14 protein-coding genes and 2 tRNA genes are annotated in these 21,433 nt (G+C 47.5%); 2 read left to right on the top strand and 14 right to left on the bottom strand.

What is annotated here, in order from left to right; all coding sequences use genetic code 11:
* Nucleotides 1–41: 41 nt before the first annotated feature.
* The 3 genes from RS891_RS08885 to RS891_RS08875 all read right to left on the bottom strand — a co-directional run bounded on the left by RS891_RS08885 (nt 42) and on the right by RS891_RS08875 (nt 3,590).
* Complete coding sequence (locus RS891_RS08885) at nt 42–608, bottom strand: hypothetical protein (RefSeq protein ID WP_113051626.1); 567 nt, start codon at nt 606–608, stop codon at nt 42–44.
* Nucleotides 609–728: 120 nt separating this feature from the next.
* Nucleotides 729–1,106, bottom strand: coding sequence for a DUF350 domain-containing protein (locus tag RS891_RS08880; RefSeq protein ID WP_053780553.1), 378 nt, complete (start codon nt 1,104–1,106; stop codon nt 729–731).
* Nucleotides 1,107–1,220: 114 nt separating this feature from the next.
* Nucleotides 1,221–3,590 (bottom strand): endonuclease MutS2, encoded by a 2,370-nt coding sequence (locus RS891_RS08875; RefSeq protein WP_315795110.1) that lies wholly within the window; start codon nt 3,588–3,590, stop codon nt 1,221–1,223.
* A 187-nt stretch (nt 3,591–3,777) separates the two neighbouring features.
* Here RS891_RS08875 and RS891_RS08870 point away from each other — a divergent pair, with 187 nt between their 5' ends.
* Both RS891_RS08870 and RS891_RS08865 read left to right on the top strand, forming a co-directional pair.
* Nucleotides 3,778–4,143 carry a phage holin family protein gene (locus RS891_RS08870; protein WP_053780442.1) on the top strand — a complete coding sequence of 122 codons (366 nt, stop codon included), beginning with the start codon at nt 3,778–3,780 and terminating at the stop codon, nt 4,141–4,143.
* A gap of 206 nt (nt 4,144–4,349) precedes the next feature.
* On the top strand, nt 4,350–4,736 hold the full coding sequence (locus RS891_RS08865; protein WP_315795109.1) for a cytochrome C oxidase subunit II: 387 nt from the start codon (nt 4,350–4,352) through the stop codon (nt 4,734–4,736).
* A 104-nt stretch (nt 4,737–4,840) separates the two neighbouring features.
* Here the strand turns inward: RS891_RS08865 and zapA are convergent, their stop codons facing one another.
* The 11 genes from zapA to RS891_RS08810 form a co-directional block, all read right to left on the bottom strand.
* Nucleotides 4,841–7,561 carry a cell division protein ZapA gene (gene zapA, locus RS891_RS08860; RefSeq protein ID WP_315795108.1) on the bottom strand — a complete coding sequence of 907 codons (2,721 nt, stop codon included), beginning with the start codon at nt 7,559–7,561 and terminating at the stop codon, nt 4,841–4,843.
* 138 nt (nt 7,562–7,699) lie between these two features.
* The gene (pheT, locus tag RS891_RS08855; RefSeq protein WP_113051622.1) at nt 7,700–10,153 is read right to left on the bottom strand and encodes a phenylalanine--tRNA ligase subunit beta; all 2,454 of its coding nucleotides are present in this window, start codon (nt 10,151–10,153) and stop codon (nt 7,700–7,702) included.
* A gap of 72 nt (nt 10,154–10,225) precedes the next feature.
* Complete coding sequence (gene pheS / locus RS891_RS08850; protein ID WP_024628331.1) at nt 10,226–11,260, bottom strand: phenylalanine--tRNA ligase subunit alpha; 1,035 nt, start codon at nt 11,258–11,260, stop codon at nt 10,226–10,228.
* Nucleotides 11,261–11,718: 458 nt separating this feature from the next.
* The gene (gene abc-f, locus RS891_RS08845; RefSeq protein WP_315795107.1) at nt 11,719–13,611 is read right to left on the bottom strand and encodes a ribosomal protection-like ABC-F family protein; all 1,893 of its coding nucleotides are present in this window, start codon (nt 13,609–13,611) and stop codon (nt 11,719–11,721) included.
* Between the two features lie 488 nt (nt 13,612–14,099).
* Nucleotides 14,100–14,170, bottom strand: a tRNA-Gly gene (locus RS891_RS08840).
* Nucleotides 14,171–14,181: 11 nt separating this feature from the next.
* Nucleotides 14,182–14,255: transfer RNA gene (locus RS891_RS08835), tRNA-Pro, on the bottom strand.
* Nucleotides 14,256–14,397: 142 nt separating this feature from the next.
* A complete protein-coding gene (locus RS891_RS08830; protein WP_315795106.1) occupies nt 14,398–16,524 on the bottom strand; it encodes a bifunctional diguanylate cyclase/phosphodiesterase in 2,127 nt (708 codons plus the stop codon).
* Between the two features lie 406 nt (nt 16,525–16,930).
* Nucleotides 16,931–17,887, bottom strand: coding sequence for an aldolase catalytic domain-containing protein (locus RS891_RS08825; protein ID WP_315795104.1), 957 nt, complete (start codon nt 17,885–17,887; stop codon nt 16,931–16,933).
* 83 nt (nt 17,888–17,970) lie between these two features.
* Nucleotides 17,971–19,287 (bottom strand): DUF4129 domain-containing protein, encoded by a 1,317-nt coding sequence (locus RS891_RS08820; protein WP_315795103.1) that lies wholly within the window; start codon nt 19,285–19,287, stop codon nt 17,971–17,973.
* Entirely contained in the window at nt 19,284–20,399 is a 1,116-nt protein-coding gene (locus RS891_RS08815) for a DUF58 domain-containing protein (RefSeq protein WP_113051618.1), read from the bottom strand. Before RS891_RS08815 ends, RS891_RS08820 begins: the two co-directional genes overlap by 4 nt.
* 3 nt (nt 20,400–20,402) lie before the next feature.
* Nucleotides 20,403–21,371, bottom strand: coding sequence for an AAA family ATPase (locus RS891_RS08810; RefSeq protein WP_315795102.1), 969 nt, complete (start codon nt 21,369–21,371; stop codon nt 20,403–20,405).
* Nucleotides 21,372–21,433 lie beyond the last annotated feature (62 nt).

Raw genomic sequence — 21,433 nt, 5'->3', positions numbered from 1 at the left:
TGAATTTCCGGAATATTATATTTTCAGAGCGATATGCTCCCTTATTTCCGCGCACTCAAATTCTGGATCAGACGCAGACGATCATCCTCGGACAGGTTATATTGAACCTGGAAGCAGCCTGAGCATACATACATTTGTACAGAGAACGGTGCATCAAGCAACGAATCCGTACCAGTAACGGCATTAGCAACTGGATTGAACGTATCCTTGCTTGCCTTCTGTGTACCCGTGAGGATCATGAATTCACGGCAGTGTGGGCATTCCGGAACCTCTTCCTGCAAATCAAGCTGCTTCTCCACGCCTTCTTCGTATTGAATCAGATCATTGCCCTCATCCGCATACTTCGTCAATGTACGAAGCTCCGGCAATTTCAGCTCTACTTCATCTCCCCATAGATTGGCCAGATCCGTAGTTTGTTCATCGTCCTCAACATCATCCATATCATAGATGTCTTCCTCGGCTTCATTGTTCTCTTCATCACCGATATTGATGTTTAGTGTACGATATCCCTTTAACTCATTGTGACAGTAAGGGCATTCTTCTTCAGGACCTAGCTCCTCATCCCATACAATCTCGGTGTGGCACCATGGACATACTGTTGGTTCCATATTGAATCAACCTTTCTCTTTCAAATAATCATGTATTTAACACATAAATGACGCCGATGGCAAAAAATACAATCGATGCAGCAAACAGAATCCGTATCAATATTTTCATGAAAGGTCCCCCTACATGATGCTCGCGCCAATAACAAATGACAACGAGACGGAAATAATCATGGATATCAATCCAACGGCCCGGTTATCCGCTTCAATCTCCTTGTCAATGGAGAAAACCGGTGTCAGAAACTCGAATAGAAAATAGGCAATGAGCAGAAGGACAAACCCTACAAATGACCATGTCATAGCTTCATACACCGATGATTTGGCCTGAATGCAAAAATGAAGCACGTTGCAGATTCCAAAGATTTTTCCTCCTGTAGCCATCGCAACCGCCACATTGCCCTTCTTGATTTCATGCCAGCATTTGTACTTGGTCACCAGTTCAAAGCAAGCCAGAAATACAAGCAGCTCCATAATCGCTACGGAGAAAAATCCGAGCACCATCCCCAAGGGATGAGACAGCAATTCGTCAATCGTCCCTTTCACTCACCGTTCCCCTTCCCCATTCTGCTGCCCGAACTCAGTCAGGCGGCAGAACTTCTTTGATTCCTGGTCGGGCTATTCCAATTCTGCGACGGTCACACCGTTTCCGCCTTCTCCGTAATTGCCCAGCCGGTAACTTTTTATATGTCTATGCTTACGCAGGTAATCCTGAATACCGGAACGCAAAATTCCTGTTCCTTTTCCGTGGATAATATAAACCTGACCCAGATTAGCAAGGAAAGCTTCATCGATAAAACGATCTGTCTCCATCAGGGCTTCTTCCAGATTCGTCCCCCGCAGATCCAGTTCACTTTTCACATTGTCATCGCGAGTTCGTTTCACACCAGTTACCGGTTTCTGCTTCGGTTTGGATTCTGCTGGGGCAGACTGCTGTAATTCAAGGTCATTCAGGGATACTTTCATTTTCATGATTCCCAATTGAACCATGGCATCCTTGGTGCCCGACATCTCCACCACATGACCTTTTTGATTCAAACTGTAGACAAGAACTTCATCGCCCGGTCCGATGGCCCGAGACTTCGTTGCCGTTGGAGTACGTTTAACTGTCTTCTTGCGTTTCTCAGGTTCAGCTTCATCCAGTTGTTTGCGAGCAGCAATAAGTTTGTGCTCCTTCACGGATGCGCCTTCTTCCATGGCGAGCTGGCGAAGATCGGCTATAATCTTCTCAGCTTCCGCTCTTGCCTTGTCTACAATGTTGCGGGCATCTTCTTCCGCTTTTTCAATGCGTCGGTCACGCTGCTGTTCCAACTTCTCCAGTTCGGCTTGATGACGGCTGCGCAATTTCTCCATATCTTGGCGCAAACGCTCTGCACTCTCACGTTCTTGCTCCGCAGTAAGCCGGTTTTCTTCCAGGGAAGCAATCATATGCTCTACGCGCTGATCTTCCTCTTTCACTTCGCCACGCGCGTAATCCAGAATGTATCCTGGCAGGCCCAGCCGCTCCGCAATTGCGAACGCGTTACTCCGTCCCGGCACACCAACGAGCAGTCGGTAGGTAGGGCTCAGTGTGTTAACGTCGAATTCCATGCTGGCATTAATAACACCTTTGCGCTCATAAGCGTAAGCTTTCAGCTCACTGTAATGCGTTGTTGCTACCATGCGGCATCCGGTCTGATGCATATGCTCCAGAATGGAGATCGCCAGCGCAGAACCTTCTGCAGGGTCGGTACCTGCCCCAAGTTCGTCGAGCAGCACCAGACTTTTGGTCGTCATGTTCTTCAATATCCGAATGATGTTCGTCATATGACTGGAGAACGTACTCAAGTTTTGTTCAATACTTTGTTCGTCACCGATATCCGCATAAATCGCATCAAATACGCATAGCTGGCTGCCGTCTTCGGCCGGAACGAACAAACCTGACATCGCCATAAGGCTGAGTAACCCAATCGTTTTGAGCGTTACTGTCTTACCACCTGTGTTTGGACCCGTTACGATAATGGACGTATAATCGTTGCCGAGTTCAATGTCAGTTGGCACCACATTTTCAATCGAGATCAGCGGATGGCGTCCCTTTTTGAGCTTGATGAATCCGCGATCGTTCATACGTGGCAATGTGGCTTTCAATTCACGGGCAAGACGTGCTTTCGCAAATATGAAATCGAGCGATCCCAGCAGGTCAACATCATACAATAACCACTCTGCCTGTTCACTGACAAGTGCCGTTAATTTCTGCAAAATCACTTCAATTTCACGTTCTTCCCGGATTCGGGTCTCGCGCAATTTGTTATTCATCGCAACGATGGACTCTGGCTCAATAAACAGCGTTGCCCCCGAACCGGATTGATCATGTACAATCCCACCAAAGTACGCGCGATATTCCGATTTCACGGGAATCACGAAACGGTCCCCCCGAATTGTAATCAGCTGGTCCTGCAGCATTTTGGATACTGTAGAAGAACGGATCATTGAATCCAGTTTTTCACGGATGCGTGCTTCACCGCCGCGCAGCTCACGACGAATCTGCGCCAGTGTTACACTCGCGCTGTCTGAAACTTCAGCATTGTCGTCAATACAGATACGAATCGCATCTTCAAGCGTTTTTTGCTCAGATAACTGATCACTGATATAGAAAATGGATTCCACTTTTTCATCATCGTGGAGTGCAGCGATCTGACGTTTCAATCGACGGGCTGCCAAAGTGGTGTTCGAAATTCCCAGTAACTCATGCGGGTTCAACGTGCCCCCTATTTCGGCACGTTTAATCGAAGCGGTAATATCCACAATACCCCCAAAAGATGGAGAGCCTTTCAGACGATCAAACGTAAAAGCTTCATCGGTTTGCTGAAGCAGTCTCTTCACTTCTTCCAGTTCACTGATCGGTTCCAATTGTTCCGCTTTCTTTTTTCCCATCGTAGTCTGGGCAAAACTTTGCAATGTATTTAAAATTTTGCGATATTCCAATGTTTGTAAAATTTTCGTGTCCAAGTGTACAACTCCTTCCAAACTATAACTGTATTATAACGAAAGAAACTTTCTAGCGCTATTTAACGAATCCTTCCACACATAACTTGGGACATAGCGCCGCAAACTACAGGTGTCAGGATTGTGCAACCTCACCATTGAACAGGATGTACAATACTCAATCTGCTCTGAATAAAGGAGGTATAACACCATGAATTTTCTGGGACATGTCGTGCGATTTATTATCGCCGCAATTGTATTGATGGTCGTCAGCTGGATCGTACCCGGATTCGCCGTAGGTGGTTTCTGGAGCGCACTGATGCTTGCTCTAGTTATCGCTCTGCTTGGCTGGGTTGTTGAAGGCATCTTCGGTAAAAGGGTTAATCCTTTTGGCCGCGGTATAGTCGGCTTCATCGTCAGCGCACTGGTGATCTGGATTGGTCAATATGTCGTAGATCATGTGCATGTAAGTCTGCTTGGTGCCGTTCTGGCTGCATTGGTCATTGGGATCATCGATCTGTTCATCCCGGTTTCCACCCCTTTTGATGCCGGAAGAAGATCCAAAGATCACGCATAGGCTCCAACGTAACGTACCTACTCCCCATAGGTCTCCCCTAAACCTCTGATGGCTTAACGCCTGATGAGGTTTATTTTTTTATGTTTTAAGCATGCTGATGTTCAAAAAAACGACATAGGCAGCATGTACAGGCATCGCTGATATGCGGTATGATGACTTGAGAAATCATTCAAATTTTATCCATATCACGCTGATTAAGGAGGCATATGATGAAGAAAGGCATGGCATGGCTTGTAGCCTGTATGTTGATTCTGGTCCTTGCTGCCTGTGGTGGAACCGGACAATCCGCAGAATCAAACGGCGAGTCCGATTCGAGTGCAACTGCAAGCGAAGAACTGGTAATCAAAGCAAGCAACTATGAATTTGACCAACCTGAATACCATTTGAAAAAAGGTGTACCTGTTAAGATTGTTTATGAAAATACAAACGGAAACCATGGTGTTCTCGTGCCCGAGCTGAACCTTCGGCTGGATACCCAGAACAATTCCAAAGTGATTACTCCCGACAAAGCAGGGGAATTCGAAATGTCCTGTTCTGTGTTTTGCGGAAGCGGTCACAGCAGTATGATCTCCAAAATTATTGTTGAAGAATAGTGTTCAAGACAAGGAGCCCCCGTAGCGACGGGAGCTCTTTCTTCATTATAACAAATTGTACAAGAGTGCGCTGTCCAGGATTCCAGTTATGACGTAATCATCTGCTAGGTCTGATCCTGTTCAATCAATTCAATCCATTCGTTATATTCCGTCTGCAATTTCGTATATTCATCCCGCAATTGGCGGTAATCTGTATTCAGCTGCTCCGCCTTTTCCTGCTCCATCTCACGTTCAACCTGCAGTAAACGCAACTGATTGGCCGCAAGTTCATACCGCTCACCGATATCCAGCAGTTCATTTTCCATCGTTTGCTTTTCTTCGATTGCTTCTGCACGCTGCTGGGCAAGCTGCTGCCGCTCGTGTTCCAGCTCTTCTACCTTCTCCACACTGGCAGCACTTTCTTTCTGCCAGAGATTCAATTCATTCTCCAGCGTAGTCCATCGATCTTGCCAGGACTGTTCCTGAGCCGCCCATTCATCTGCACGACGTTGCCAAACCTGATCTTGTTGTTCCGCTTGTTGCTCTGCTTGTTCTACTCGTGAGCTTAGCTCAACTTCCCGATCAGTCAGTTCTTTCAGGCGAGAGGAGAGCTCTTCCTGTTTGGCAGACAATTCTTCATGCTTAATCTGCCACTCAAGCGCTTCTTCTTCTGTCTGAGTCAGTAAGCTGCCTTGTTCATCGATCCGCGCAGATAGCTGATTGGCATGCTGCCTGGATTCTTCAAGCGCACGCACGATTTCTTTCTTCTCTTCGCTCATCTCATTCAGCTTGCGAGTATAGTCTTCTTCGCGCTGCAATGCATCACCATAATCCTTGCGGATTTGTTTATAATTTTCCTGCAGCTTGTTCAATTCTTCACGTGCTTCATTCAATTCACCATCAAGCTCTTTATGTTGTAGCTCCAGACGACCAGCTTGTGCAATGTAACGTTCTGCTTCTTCGCTGGCGTGACGAGCTTCTTCTTTAACAACGGATAATTCATCATGAAGGGACTGTACACCTGACTCCAACGTTTCATTCTGTTCTGCAGCTTCAAGTACCTGTGTCTCCAATTCGCCGATCTCGATCAGACGTTGTTCAGCCTGCTCTTTCCAGGACTGCTCGCTCTGCGTCAGTGCACCTAGTTCATGTTGCAATGTGCGTACTGCCGCATGGGCCTGTTCGAGCACTTTTTGCAGCCTGCGCTGCTCATCCTCTGATTTCACTTCGGCTTCACGGAGTTTCTTAATTTCCTGTTCAAGTTGACCGTGCTGATCCTGTACTTTTCGCAGCTGTGCTGTCAGAGAAGATTCACGTTCAACGGTCTCGTTATACTGCTGTTTCCATTGCTGTTCCGCTTCCCGGAAATGTTCTGCCTCAGCTTCTGTGCTGCGGAGTTGTTCAGTCATCTGAGCACTATCAACTTTTAATTGTTCCAGCTGCTGCTCCAATTCCGTAATTCGACGAAGCTGAACATCCTGCTCCTGTTTGTACACGGCTTGTTCATCGCGCAGCGTTTCAGTTTGATTACGCTCGTGTTGGAGCTGTTGCTCCTGATCCACGACAACTTCTTGAGCATTCTTGAGCTGCTTACGCACCTCGGCCAATTGGCCTTCAACATCGGCGAAGCGCGATTTAGCCTGTTTACGTTCTTCTTCCAACTGCTGATTCAGCTTGCCTTGTTCTTCTTGCAGCAAAGCTTCAGCAGTTGCCGCAGCTTCGTTCGCCTGAGTCTGGGCTGCTTCATGGATTTGCTTAAGCTGTTCTTCATAAGCCGCTTCTTTTTCCATCCATTCCAATTCCGCCAGTTCAGACGACTCCTTGAACGTTGCATTCAGCTGTTCAATCTCAGCCAGTCGCTTCTGCTCTGCTCGTTGCTGCAGTGCGGCTTGTTCCTCTTTTGCCTTTTCAGTCAGTTCTTGAGCTTGATTGATGGCAGCTTGCTCTGCCTCCTGTATACGCTGCTCCATCTCAGACTGGAGTTCACGGTATTCACGCTGGGCTTCTGCCTGAACCTTTTGCAACTGAGACTCGGCTTGTTCCAATTCAGACAAAATTGCTGCTTCAGCTTGTTCCTTCGCCGATTGTACTTGCTGTGCAGCCTGAACCTCGATTTTTTGACGTTCTGCCACGACCCGAGCTTCCGCTTCTTTCAGTTGAGCTGCCGTCTTATCCTGCAGCTCCTTGTATTGTGCAGCCGCTTTGGCCTGGGCTTGCTGCAACTCATTTGCTGAACGTGTCTGTGCTTCCTTCAGCTGAGCTGCCGCCTGAGTCTGTGCATTCCTGAGTTGATTCGCTGCTTTTTCTTCCGCTTCTTTAAGACGAGCCTGTGCCTTCTCCTCAGCTGCTTTCAGTTGCGCCGCAGTTTGAGCCTGAAGCTTTTGCTCGCGACCTGCTGCCTGAGCGCGTTCCTGTTCCAGTAATGTATTCAGCTTGGCTACTTCTGCCTGCTGATCCTTCTGGAGTTTTACGATGGCCTGTTCCGCCTCAGCCTTAAGTTTCATTGCTTCAGCGAGTTCTTGGTCCCTGCGTTCCAGTTCCTGCTGATGTTCATTTTGTATGGCATTCAGCCGATTGAGTTCATTTCTCATTTCGGTACGTTCACCGGTCAGCATTTTCAGCTCATTCCGAATTTCCTGAGTCTGAAGAGACTGCTCAGCCATATGTACAGCTGCCAGAACTGCAATACGCGGGGTATCCAGTCGGGAATTATGTTTGGAGATGGCGCTCATTCGCTCATCCACCAGGTTAGCTACTTGTTTCATATAGTCGGCACTGCTGCCAACCAGTTTATAGGAAGTCCCGTAGATCTCTACGGTGACGCGTGTACGATCAGGTATAGTCACAGTTGTGCCCTCCTTAAAGTCTGTATGTTGATTCTAAGCTGTAAAACAAAAAAAGTCACATCGATCCTCTAATGCTAAGGATTCGATGTGACTTCAAGCAATTCCTGCTAATCATTGTTCAAAAAATTGACTTATGTTCTATTTACGCAATTCGGCTCCAAATTGCTCCTCCAGACGAGCAACAACACGAGCATGAACCTCGGTAATTTCCTCATCCGTCAATGTGCGTTCACGGTTGCGATAAACGAGAGCCATCGCTACGCTCTTCTTGTCTTCACCCAACTTGCTGCCTGTGAATACGTCGAATACCTGTACGGTTTGCAACAGTTCGCCAGCAGATTCACGAATCGAACGCAGCATATCCCCAGCTTCGATATCTTTACTCACAACAACCGCGATATCCCGTTCAACTGCTGGGAATCGTGGAAGCTCACGATAACGGATATCCGCATCCGCTTCACTATAGATCGCTTCAAGCCCGATCTCGGCAAGATATACATCGTTCAAATCATATTGCTGCTGCAGTTCAGGATGCAATTGACCCATCGTACCAATCAGTTTGTCCTCTCCGCCATCTTTTGCTTCAAGGTATACCGATGCGGAACGACCAGGGTGGAAGCCTTCTGGACTGTTTGCTACCAGGCGAATGCGCTGCTCCAGACCCACATAGGCGAACAGGTTCTCAAGTGCACCTTTCAAGTCGAAGAAGTCCACTTTCTCTGCTCCCACATTCCACTGCTGGGATGCACGATTTCCGGTGAGCAACAAGCTCAGGACCGGAATTTCATGCGGTTGCTTCGTCAGTTTTTCTTCTTCAGTGAAGAACACACTACCTACTTCAAATACAGCCAGTGAATCATGCTTGCGGTTCATGTTATACACCGTTGCATCCAGCATTTGTGGCAAGATGCTCTTACGAAGCACGCTGCGGTCCTCACTCATTGGCATAGCCAACTTCACGGCTTTACTACCTTCTGTTAGAGCAGGGAACAATGATACTTTATCTGGATGTACGAATGAATAGCTGATCATTTCCTGCCAGCCACTACCTGCAAACAGGCCACGAATAGTGCGGCGCATTGCTTGCGAACGCGTATAAGCACCTGGTGTTGTTGGTCCTTCAATCAATGTGGTTGGAATATTGTCGTATCCGTACAGACGGGCAATCTCTTCAAACAGATCCACATCAAGTGTAATATCCCCTCTGCGGCTAGGCACTTCAACATCAAGCAGACCCTGCTGCGCATCACCACATGCAAAGTGCAAACGAGCGAAAATGGTTTTCACTTCAAGCAGGGACAATTCAGTTCCCAGATAACGATTCAGTTTATCCAGCGACAGCTGCACAACATGTTTATCCGCTGCGGCTGTTCCCGCTTCCACGATCCCCTGATGAACTTCGCCTTCCGCATAACGCTGGATCAATTCAGCCGCACGGTTCAATGCCGTAATGACAGCAGCCGGATCGACTTCTTTCTCAAAACGCATGCTTGCTTCGGAACGCAGCCCCAGTTGGCGTGACGTTTTTCGAACGGTTCCGCCGTCGAACTTGGCGGATTCCAGCAACAGATTCACTGTGGTTTCCGTTACCTCGGAATTCTCTCCACCCATAACACCCGCGATGGCTACCGGTTTCACGCCATCCGTAATGAGTAGCATATGCGGCTCAAGCTTGCGCTCTTGACTATCCAACGTCACGATCGTTTCGCCTTCTTTGGCCATCCGCACTTCAATGTGGCCCTTTTCCAGCTTATCTGCATCAAAAGCATGCAGCGGCTGTCCGTATTCCAGCATGACATAATTCGTGATGTCAACGATATTATTGATCGGACGGATGCCAGCGGCCATCAAACGGTTTTGCATCCACTGCGGGGAAGCTCCCAGCTTGATCCCCGTTATATAGCGTGCTGCATAATGACTGCATTGTTCACCAGCCGTAATCTCAACCGAGATATGATTCGCAGCCGCATCACCGATTTCCACCAAATTTTGAGTTGGATCAGGCAGTTTCACTTCACGACCGAGAATTGCACCAACTTCATAGGCTGCACCCAGCATGCTCAGACAGTCAGAGCGGTTCGGTGTCAGGTCCAGTTCAAGAACATGATCGTCGAGACCAAGCACTTGGCTGATTGGTGTACCAATCTCCGTTTGTGAAGGCAATACGAGAATGCCCTCCTGTTGGTCTTTCGGCAGCAACTTGTCGTTCATGCCCAGTTCTTTCGCAGAGCAGATCATGCCAAGGGATACTACGCCGCGCAGCTTGGCTTTTTTGATATCGAGTCCGCCAGGGAGCTTCGCTCCTACCAGGGCAACGACTACCTTTTGACCGGCATCCACATTTTTCGCACCACATACGATCTGCAGATCTTCTTCCTGTCCGGCATCAATCACACATACATTCAGCTTATCAGCGTCAGGGTGCTTCTCCTTGCTCTTCACGTAACCGACAACCACGTTGTTCACGCCCTGGTTCCGGTTCTCCACTACATCAATCTCAACGCCCGCACGGGTGAATTTCTCTGCCAACTCCTGCGGTGCCACGCCTTCCAGCGCGATATAATCAGACAGCCAATCTGTCGATACTCTCATGGACGTTCACTTCCTAATCTATGAATTGGTGTTGCAAATGAAGGGCGTTCGCCCTGTATGCTATTTCAGTAATTACAGTCGTCCGAATTGTTTCAGGAACGCCATATCACTGTTGTAGAAATGACGAATATCATCAATGCCGTATTTCAGCATGGCGATACGCTCTACACCCATTCCGAATGCAAACCCACTATATTTCTCCGGATCATAACCGCCCATCTCGAGCACTTTCGGGTGAACCATACCGCCACCCAAAATTTCAAGCCAACCTGTCTGTTTACATACACGGCAGCCACTGCCACCACATTGCACACAAGTGACATCCACTTCAGCACTTGGCTCTGTGAACGGGAAGAAACTTGGACGGAGACGAATTTCGGTGTGTGAACCGAACATTTCGCGCACGAATTGCAGCAAGGTACCTTTCAGGTCACTCATGCGAATGTTCTCGCTAATAACCAAACCTTCAACCTGATTGAACTGGAAAGAATGCGTCGCATCGTCATCGTCACGACGGTATACTTTACCCGGACAGATAACTTTAACAGGCACTTCACCTTTCATGCTTTGCATCGTGCGAACCTGAACCGGGGACGTATGCGTACGCATCAACAGATCTTCCGTTACATAGAAAGAATCCTGCATATCACGCGCCGGGTGGTTCTTCGGCAAGTTCAGTGCTTCGAAGTTGTAATAATCCATTTCAACCTCAGGACCTTCTGCTACGCGATATCCCATACCGATGAAAATATCTTCGATTTCCTGTACCACTTTGGTCAGTGGATGCAGTCCGCCCTGACGTCCGCGACGCCCTGGCAGGGTCACATCAATTTTCTCGGATTGCAGACGTTTCGCCGTCTCTTCCTTCTGGAACTGCTCCTGCTTGCTGTCAATGACTTCTTCAATCGCGCCGCGAACATCATTGGCAACCTGACCAATCACCGGACGTTCCTCTGCACTAAGCGCACCCATACCTCGCAAAATCTCGGTCAATGCACCCTTTTTACCCAAATACTTTACACGCAGATCACTCAGCGTCTGTGGATCGTTCACGCCAGACAGTTGCTCCAGCGCTTCGATCTTTAATGCCTCCAAACGTTCTTTCATGTGTAAATGCCCCCTTTATGTGGTTTAATGCAACAAAAAAAGGCCTTCTCTCCCCTGAAGGGACGAAAAGACCGTGGTACCACCCTTGTTAGACATTCAGTGCTGCCCGGCCCTTCCGGCCTGCAACATGTTTGCCTCACTCTATACGGAATAACGACCGTTAACCGTTACCCCCTACTGAATCCTGCGATGATTCGCAAGATATGGTTCAGGGAACCGCTCCGGAGTGAATTTCAGCAGCCTTGTTCTACAGAAACGCTCTCAATCTACGGCGCTTCCTCCCTGTCCAGAGGCACTGCTTACTTGTCTCCATCATCACGTTTGCATGTCAGATAAACCTTCAAATTTACTGATGATCGTCCATTATTATATGCAAAATCGCTCGAAATAGCAAGCCGTAACGCCATATGTTCAAACGTTAAGACAAAAAATAAATCGGCATAAGCTTCGTCAATCCATTACTTCTGTTTTCGCAGCTCGTGCAACTGTTTCAAACGACGCTGAATTTCGCGAACCTCGGCAACTTCTGCCGCCCGTTCAATTACATCATCAGGCCTAGTCAACACATCATTGCCCGCACTGTTCATGGGAGATAACAACTCGGACAACCGCATTTCAAGCCGCAGCCGTTCATCATCTGACTCGCGTATCTCAAGCGCGGACTCTCGCAATTTGATGGATTGCTCCCAGTCCTCCACGCCACCTTCGAACAGTGTAGCCTTTCCATCGGGCTTCAGATCAAGCAAGCGGCTGGCGAGTACTTTGGTCAGCATACGGTCATGGGATACGAGCACAAGTGCTCCGGATGCCTGCTTCAATATATTCTCCATCACTTCCTGTGTGTCAATATCCAGATAATTGGTCGGTTCATCCAGCACCAACACGTTGGCTCCGCCGAAATACAACCGCAGGAATGCAACTCTGCACTTCTCCCCCATACTCAAATCCCCAATACGCTTGAACACATCATCTCTTGAGAATAAAAAGCATCCCAGAATGGTACGTGCAGCACTTTGTGTCATGGATGGAAGACTGAGCAAACTATCCAGAAGTGTCTCACTTTCAGGTAACCCCTCAAGCTCTTGCGAAAAATAACCGATTTTCAGTTGTGGATGACGTGTCACTTTGCCCTGGGAAGGTTCCAGCTCTCCAATCATCAGTTTGAGCAGTGTCGTCTTGCCTGTGCCATTCGGTCCACGTACAGCAAGACGATCTCCACGTTCGACCGCAATCCGGATATGGTGAAGCAATGTCGGGCTTCCCGGATAAGCAAAACTAACGTCTTCCAACGAAAGGAGCTGGCGGGCAGCCAGCGTGTTCACTTGCAGCTCCATGTTCAATTTTGCAGCTTCGCGGGGTTTATCCACCCGTTCTTTCTCCAGGCGCTCCAGTTGTTTTTGCTTGGCATGGTAGCGGGAAATGTTCTTGTTGGCTTTCGCTTTGTAGAAGCTCTGAGTTATTTTCACTTCCACATCGCCTGCTGAATTATGAGCCTGATGAAACCACTGCTGATAATTGCGGATTGTCTCTTCTAGCGCTTTCCGTTCCAGCTCCTGCTTGCGATACGTTGCTTCCTGCTCACGTAATTCGCGTTCCTTATGGCCTTTATAATCCGTGTAGCCTCCTTTATATTTGGTCAGTGCATCCGGGCTAAACTCAATGACACCCGTTGCGACCTGATCAATAAAGGTCCGGTCGTGAGAAACAAACAACAATGTTCCAGCATAGGCCGAAAGCCATTCTTCAAGCCAGCGCATGCTCTCTTCATCCAGATGATTCGTCGGTTCATCTAGAATCAGAAATTTGGGTTTACTGACCAGCAATCCTGCGAGACGGGCCTTCGTTTTTTGCCCACCACTCAAAGAATGATACGGCCGATTCCAATGTTCCGACGATAACCCCAGACGAGTCAGTACCTTCTCTACCTCAGTCTCCCACATATACCCGTTCAATTGCTCATATTGCTCCATCGCTATCGTATAAGCTTCGAGCAGCCGCTGCTCATCTGCCGCTCCACTGTTGCTCATCCGTTGTTCCAGTAATTCCAGGTCACGCTTCACCTCGTAGATCCGCCCACTTTCCTGTCGGACAGCATCAAGCACATTCATCTCAGGCTTGATCAATGAGCGCTGGCGCATGAAACCCCACTCCTGCTGCGGAATGTGACGTTCGATGCGTCCACCGCCCTCTTCTTCTCCAAGAATGATGCTTAATAAGGTGGTCTTGCCACAGCCGTTGCGACCTAGAATGGCGAGCCGCTCACCTTCATTTATTTCGAGATTTAATCCTGCAAACAACTCATTTCCGTTCCACTCTTTCGATACTTCATGTAGGCGTACCATTGTCATCATGAGGCCTCATCCTTCCTGCAATTCAAAATAAAAAAACCGCTAGCATCAGCCGGCGGTCTGGCAATTCAGGATTGGATAAAGCGTCAAAAAACAAGCATAAGATACCCCACGGTATGAACAAAGAACCCTTAAAAGGGTATACACAAGCTAAGCCAGTACAGCCTGCCTGTTTCCATACCTGATCCCATAGCTGAATTTGGACACACGAATCCCCTCATTGCTCAGCCGCTTTTTGGCTGACTGCGTCATAAACTCTCTGCAGTTACTGGGGTTGAATTCATGTGTTTTACTTCATGGGATGTATGGTTACCTCTCATTCATGTGTAGTATCGATTTCTTCGTTATTGTACCAGATGATGGGGAAAAAGCAAAGGTTTTGAATTAAGCTCAATGACATTCTCCATTTAAACATGACTTAAAATATATTAACTTCGAAAAATAAGAAAAAACCCTTGTTTTCACAAGGGTTTCAGGTTTTGCATTAGTTAAGCGGGTGATGGGAATCGAACCCACGCTATTAGCTTGGAAGGCTAAAGTTCTACCATTGAACTACACCCGCACGAATGACGATCGGGACGACACGATTTGAACATGCGACCCCCTGGTCCCAAACCAGGTGCTCTACCAAGCTGAGCTACGTCCCGTCAAGTTCCGAGGAACATTAACATGAATTTCACAAAATTAATATACCATGATCATCCAACGCTTGCAACTTCTTTTTACCATTTCCCCTCTGACCTTTCGAAACAAAACAAGACAGAAGCGTGTCCACGCCCCTGTCTTTCCTTACCCCGTGGGTTTATCCACATCTCTCAAAAACTTTTTTTCAAAATCAGCTGCCAGAATGGGTTTGCTGAAAAAGAACCCTTGAGCCTCATGACAATGCTGATCACGAAGAAACGAAAGCTGGTCCTCATTTTCAACGCCCTCCGCCGTCACTTTCAACTGCAGGTGATGAGCCATTGACGTAATAGTCGACACAATTGCCGCATTATTGCTGTCCTCCATCACTTCATTGACAAAGGAACGGTCAATCTTGAGGCGGTCAATCGGCAGATCTTTCAAATAATGCAGTGAACTGTACCCTGTACCAAAATCATCAATACTGATGTGCACACCAATTTCCTTAATTTTGCGCAACTGCTCAAACGCACGATCCTTGTCAAAAGTCATGCTCTCCGTAATTTCGAGTTCAAGCCACACAGGTTCCAAGCCTGTCTCCTTGAGAATGCCGCTGATGTTGTCCAGCAGATGAGAATGCCTGAATTGTCTCATGGAAAGGTTAACCGAGACACATAGCTTGCGGTAACCCGCTTCTTGCCAGCGCTTGTTCTGTGCACACGCCTCACGCAATACCCATTCTCCTAGCGGTACGATCAGCCCGCTCTCCTCAGCAAGAGGAATGAATTCCCCAGGGGATACTGAGCCTCTCAGCGGATGCTGCCAACGCACCAAAGCCTCCATACCGACAATCAACCCACTTGCCAGATTAACCTGCGGCTGATACACAAGATAGAACTGCCCACGATCCAACGCTTTGCGCAAATCATTCTCAAGCTGCAAACGTTCCTGGGCTTTCATCTGCATCGCATGGGCATATCGGTTTAGCTCTATTCCCTGCTCTTTGGCATTATGCAGCGCCGTATCCGCATTCTGGATGATCTCTTCCGGTGAGTCACCGTCATGCGGGAATATCGCCATACCAATGCCCAACGTGAGATGATACTCGTTCCCATCCACCGTTACAGGTTTTTCAAACAGTTGCAGGATCGATCTTGTCCGCCGCAACGCCGTATCTGTTGTGCAGAAGTCTGTCATTGTCAATACGAACTCATCTCTTCCCAGTCCGAACACTTCCTCTCCCGGGAGCGAAGAATGTTTCAGACGCTGTCCTACCTGACGAAGTACACGGTTAGCCGCTTGTTGGCCTAACGAATCATTAATCGTTTTGAATCGGTTGATATTTAATACCAAGACACCGACAAGCTGCTCCTCTACCATAGCTGCATTCATCATCACTTTTAGTCGCTGAGAAAGACGACGGCGATTCGGCAGTCCTGTCACATCATCGTGGTGAGCAATGAAGTTCATTTTTGCTTCCGCCACCTGTTGTTTCAGGAAAGGTGTATCTACCACAGACGAATACAGACCCTTCTGGATAAAGAAATAGCCCAAACAATCGCTTAACAGACCTAGCAGCAGATTGAGATCATTAATTTTCGTAGCAGAGACAAAGTAACATTCCCCAAAGAAAAAACAGAGGATTGCACAAAGAATGGTAGGCAGATCGCCATCTTTGCCTTTTTTCCATTGAACGAATAACACGACCGCAGTCACGCCATACAGGATTCCGATCAGAAAATGAATTCGGGTAAACATGCCGCCAAGCACATTCCCCTCCAGCAAGTTCGGCAGTATAGCCCATTCCTGAATTGCCACTGTATACAAAACAACAAAAATACCGAGTGTTCCACTGAAAATTAGCAATTTGCGTGGTAACGCAATTTCCCTCTCGTTGACTGCATATATGAACAGCAAACCTGCCGCACAAACAAGAGATCCAAGCGAAATCATCTTCAGCGAGAATTCCGACTCCACCATCGCGCCATTTGGCATTTCTTCGGCAAAGGAAACGATGTGAACCAACTCAAACAAACCAATCAATAAAAATAGCGTAGTCATAAGGACCCTACGGAGGGTCAGTCTTTGAGTCTGAAATAACCAGCTTTGATTATAAATGCCGATACAGGCCGCTGCCGCAGCGAAGCCACCCAAGAGCGTCAAAACCGGGTAACCCGATATGATCAGATCAGAGCTTGCGGAGGAACGAAACCATTGACTTGCGAGGAAACACAATAAGCCGCCTATCGCGACCCAACCTATTTTTCTCTGATCTTGCTGATTAGCCTTCATGCCGTGTTTTTTCCTTCCCGGGATCGCCTATCCTGAAATAACCTTAACGATATAAATCTAATTTGTTACAATATTCGACATTTTTATATCTATCAACGTTCAATTCACATGTGAAAACATGCTATCTGGTACATAATAACATTTATTTCCGCAGACGTGAACAAAAAAAATGAGCATTTCTAGGAATATTTATTCATAGATATGTAGAAAAACAAGGCAATAAGAACTAAAAAAACATGAACTCCCCCTTGGAGTCCATGTTTTTTTAATTTACAACTGCATTTTAGACTAATTTTCGCCACATGTGCACTATTCGACTTAAAACGCTAATGCGCTAAAGTTATAGACGTATTAGATCCCTTCTCTTGTTGACTTGAAGTCAATTTTCAAGAATTATGCAATAAGCTTATTTATCAAAATTCACTTCTGGTGTTGTCAATTTATCATAGAAATCAACAACCTTATCTTTGTCTTCCGACGAACGCAGTGCCATCGCCGAACGAGGATGCTCGTCCAATGTACCTGTAATCATATAAGGCAAAATGTAACCCCACTCTTCTTTTTCACGGAGAGGGACCATCAATTGCTCCAATACACCAAGTACTGGACGCAGGTTGTATTTTGTTCCTTTCAAATGAGCAACGAGCAGTTCAGTGGGACAGTTTCCTGCCGCACGTCCCATACCGTATACGGAAGCATCCAGCAGTTCAACACCAAGCTCAGCTGCTACCAATGAGTTCGAGAACGCCAGTTGCATGTTATTGTGTGTGTGAACGCCAAGACGTTTGTTCGGCAAATGAGTCTTGAACTTCTCCACCAGATATTTCACATCGTTATGATCCAGGCTTCCATAGGAGTCTACTATGTATACAACATCCACAGAACTTTCCTTGATCAGTTCAAATGCTTCCAGCAGTTCATTTTCCATAACATTAGACAATGCCATAATGTTCAGCGTTGTTTCATATCCGCGATCGTGGAATGTTTGGACCAGAGCAAGTGCCTTGTCTACATCTTTGCTGTAACAAGCTACACGGATCAGATCCAGCATGCTTTCGCTGCGTGGCAGAATGTCATTCTCGTCCACACGTCCAACGTCAACAAGTGCAGACAATTTGGTATTTCCTTTTTGCGGAATTACTTTGCGCAGGAAATCATCATTCAGAAAACGCCATGGTCCTGCTTCTTCTGCACCTTTTAAGAGCTTAGATGAGTTTTTGTATCCAATTTCCATATAATCAACGCCAGCTTCATTCAATCCAGCATAGAGCTGTTGAACAAAGTCCACGCTAAAGTCCCAGTTATTTACCAATCCACCATCACGGATTGTACAATCTACTATTTTGCAATGATTTGTCTTCATTAATGTCTGCTCCTTTTCTGACCAACTTGTGTATTCCTCTCATGATACTTGAACGTAACAAGAAAAGTAAAGGGATTCCCGACTTATTTACTTCGATAAGATTTCCATATCCGATCAATCTCACTCATCTCGGAATCGTCTGGAGATTTCTTCCCATAGCGCACAGCGTTATAGGTATCTGGTAGCATTGCAGAGAGCTTCTGATCATCTTCTCTGGCTCCATGCTGAACAATTGTCTCCGCAGCCTCCAGTGGCGTGTGTGCACCCTGTATATGTACGCCCCGGTGTGCAGCTCTGTCGATCCACTTCCGATAATAAAACCGAACACGTTCAGCTTCCTGTGAGGGGAGCGACTCCTTCTTGCGGAACCAGGATTTGCGCGTTTTTGCAGGCGCCTCTAGTGTTTCGCTAATGTCCACATACTCCGTCCGGGGTTCTACCTTCTTCTGACCGGGCTGCAGCAGCCCTTTGAAACGCTCCATAAGTTTGTTTATCGCCTTCTGCCCCAAACGTAAGATTAGCCACAAGATCACAACTGCGACAGCCCCCATGACGACCCAACCCAGGATATCCCAGAAAACAGAGGGCTCCCCAGTTGATTCCATCCCTTCAGGTATCATAGGTGGTTCATTTGGAGCTGTAGGCGTAATAGGTGGCTCCTGATTGGAACTCGAGCCTATTAAACCTCTGATCCAAGCAAGCAGACGGTCACGCAGTGGTCCTAGCCAAGCAACAAGACTGGGAAAAGCACCAATTCCAGCGATCACAATCAGCATCCATAACAGACGCTGGTGATTCGCCCGGGCAAACTCACGTAATACGATCCTTCTTGAGCCATCATTTAATATCGCACGATCCAGCTGCACACTGTACTGGCCTACCAACCAGCCAACAAAACTGATTACTCCCGCTGCATATATGGTTCCGGTGTAAGCCCGAAGAGGTTGCATAAATTCAATTCCATTGGCAGCCCCACTAAGCACAATTGCACTAACTACACCCCAAATCTGCAAGCGCCAAATCAAAATGGAACGGAAGACAGGTTGAAAATTCAACCCAATATAGGCTGATATAACTCCCCATACCACTGCCGTCAGCAACTCAGGTAAAGGAAATGCCCATATAAGTGCGATAACCAATGAGACCAACAGCCCCATAAGCAACGCTGCACCCCATCGAATAACCGTGTTCTTTTCGCTGATGGTTGGTAACCTATGCTGTACCCATTGACCTAACCAGCCAGCAACAACAAAGATAGCCATTAATGTGTATGGAAAATGTCCCGATGCATAGAGGGAAGTAAGCGTTAATAGCGGATAAAAATATACCCCAATCAACAGAACGGCCGACATGGATAGAAGTACTTTTTCCTTGGTATTGTTGCTGTTGGATTCATTCATGCACTCACCGCCTTGGAATTGCTTTTTCCACCCTCTACGGGGAGTATGGTCACACGGTGACCTTGCTCATGCAAACGCGCAATTTCATGTTCCATAGCTGGAGATACATAGGACGTAATTAAGAGATAACTGCGAACCTGCTGAGCCTCTTCATTCCGTTCTACTTCGTCACTCAGGAACTGCTCCATGGGAACCATGCATTTCAGCTCCGTCTCTGCCATAGCTTCCAGTAACATTTCCAGATGAGGACTGCCGTAATCCGGCTCAATACGCAATGGATCACGTCCTCCGCTCACACGGTACCCATTATGAGCAAATCCCGCGGGCAACCCTCTTCCAATCGCATCTACCGCTGCCGTTGCCGCATAACGTAGTGCCCGTTCGATCATCTCCGGGCGGGTAACGACACTCCACATGTCCGCCGACTCCTGAATGTTAACCACAATCCAGGATTGAGGGTCCGCAGTCCATCCCTGCTTATAAACCTGCAATTCTCCAGTGCGTGCACTCGCTTTCCAATGAATACGGTTCATCGGATCACCCGCACCATACGGTCGTACCCCGAGAATCAGAAAGGGATCTTCAACAATCCAACGGGATACCTCAACCTCACCCTGCCATACCTGATAGATCGCAGGTAGATCCTCCGCATGAACAAGTGAAGGATATACGACCATGGACAGATGGACGGGGATAGGTTTCGAGGTACGCCAAAGGCCGAACAGGTCCCCTCCGGTCATGGTTACAGTGTTTAACGTGTAGATCCCGCGTCTGCTGCATACAAAAGGATGCTTGCGCGTAATACGAGTAAACGGTTTCAAAGTAAAGATACTTTTATGATTCTGATAAATATCCCCCTGACTGATATCCATGCCCGAGCCAGAACGGAATATAAATGAAACTGGCATCATAGCTTCAAGTCTGAGCCATGGAACCGATATCCGTTTTTCGTTCGCAATCGTCTCAACCATCTCCAGCTCATCCCCGGCGTAACAACGCATTTTGCTGAACTGTCTGGTGTACTTCAGCTTGCGTAAAGCCGGACGGCCGAACCATATGCCGTGTACTCCAATAACAATGCCTCCAACAACGACAAGCCATAGTAATGCCATACGTTATCGCCCGCTGCCTGTAGCAAGATTCTCCGTCGGCACTTCAGTCTGGCTCAGAAGTTCCTGAATAATACGCTCCGCCAAGCCCTCTTGTTGTCTCACCCGGTTGCGGAATACAAGCCGATGGGCTAACACGGGCTCCGCCAATACTTTTATATCATCAGGGAGAACGAAGTCTCTGCCATGTAGAGCAGCCCAGGCCTGACTTGCCTTGAGCAACGCCTGAGCTCCTCGTGGACTTACGCCTAGTGAAAGCTCAGGATGCTGCCTAGTCGCTTCTGTCAGACGGATAATATATCGCAATAGATCTTCGTCGATTTGGACTGATGTATAAGTGCTCTGTGCCTCAAGCAGCTGCTCGCGACTAATGATAGAGAACAGATCGGCAACAGATCGGCTCGCTACCGTACGTCTCAGAATTTCTACACTTTCTTCACTGCTCGGATAGCCCATTCGGATCTTCATCATGAAACGATCCATCTGTGCCTCGGGTAACGGAAAAGTTCCCTGGTTATCTACCGGGTTTTGTGTGGCAATGACGATAAATGGTCGTTCCAGCTGTCTGGTTGAACCATCAATACTGATCTGCCGTTCCTCCATACACTCCAGCAAACTGGACTGGGTACGCGGTGTAGCCCGATTAATCTCATCCGCCAGCACCAGGTTGGCAAACAGGGGGCCAGGTCTGAATTCAAAGTCACCTTCTTTTTGGTTGAAAAAATGAATACCCGTCAAATCAGATGGCAACAGATCCGGTGTGAACTGAATACGCTGGAAGGTACAATCCAGTGAAGAGGCTACTGATTTGGCCAACATGGTTTTCCCCGTACCAGGTACGTCCTCCAGAAGGACATGCCCCGAGGCAATGATTGCTGTCATCACAAGCTCAATCGTATGGTCTTTGCCCACAATGATCTTCCCTACATGGTCCATTAGCAGTTTGTTCATTTGTTCCATTCCCTGGATATTCATAATTGGTTCTTCCTCCCGTATATTGAGCTATGTATTCGCATTCATTCTAACTATAACCCTAA

The sequence above is a fragment of the Paenibacillus sp. BIC5C1 genome (genome assembly GCF_032399705.1).
In the GTDB taxonomy this organism is placed as follows: domain Bacteria; phylum Bacillota; class Bacilli; order Paenibacillales; family Paenibacillaceae; genus Paenibacillus; species Paenibacillus taichungensis_A.
Note: the sequence above shows the minus strand (reverse complement) of the source record. Positions and strands in the feature narration are given on the sequence as shown.

What these genes read in the sequence shown, in the direction of transcription:
- RS891_RS08885 (WP_113051626.1), bottom strand. Translation starts at nt 608, where the DNA reads ATGGAACCAACAGTATGTCCATGGTGCCACACCGAGATTGTATGGGAT.
- RS891_RS08880 (WP_053780553.1), bottom strand. Translation starts at nt 1,106, where the DNA reads ATGGTGCTCGGATTTTTCTCCGTAGCGATTATGGAGCTGCTTGTATTT.
- RS891_RS08870 (WP_053780442.1), top strand. Translation starts at nt 3,778, where the DNA reads ATGAATTTTCTGGGACATGTCGTGCGATTTATTATCGCCGCAATTGTA.
- RS891_RS08865 (WP_315795109.1), top strand. Translation starts at nt 4,350, where the DNA reads ATGATGAAGAAAGGCATGGCATGGCTTGTAGCCTGTATGTTGATTCTG.
- pheT (WP_113051622.1), bottom strand. Translation starts at nt 10,153, where the DNA reads ATGAGAGTATCGACAGATTGGCTGTCTGATTATATCGCGCTGGAAGGC.
- pheS (WP_024628331.1), bottom strand. Translation starts at nt 11,260, where the DNA reads ATGAAAGAACGTTTGGAGGCATTAAAGATCGAAGCGCTGGAGCAACTG.
- abc-f (WP_315795107.1), bottom strand. Translation starts at nt 13,611, where the DNA reads ATGATGACAATGGTACGCCTACATGAAGTATCGAAAGAGTGGAACGGA.
- RS891_RS08830 (WP_315795106.1), bottom strand. Translation starts at nt 16,524, where the DNA reads ATGAAGGCTAATCAGCAAGATCAGAGAAAAATAGGTTGGGTCGCGATA.
- RS891_RS08825 (WP_315795104.1), bottom strand. Translation starts at nt 17,887, where the DNA reads ATGAAGACAAATCATTGCAAAATAGTAGATTGTACAATCCGTGATGGT.
- RS891_RS08820 (WP_315795103.1), bottom strand. Translation starts at nt 19,287, where the DNA reads ATGAATGAATCCAACAGCAACAATACCAAGGAAAAAGTACTTCTATCC.
- RS891_RS08815 (WP_113051618.1), bottom strand. Translation starts at nt 20,399, where the DNA reads ATGGCATTACTATGGCTTGTCGTTGTTGGAGGCATTGTTATTGGAGTA.
- RS891_RS08810 (WP_315795102.1), bottom strand. Translation starts at nt 21,371, where the DNA reads ATGAATATCCAGGGAATGGAACAAATGAACAAACTGCTAATGGACCAT.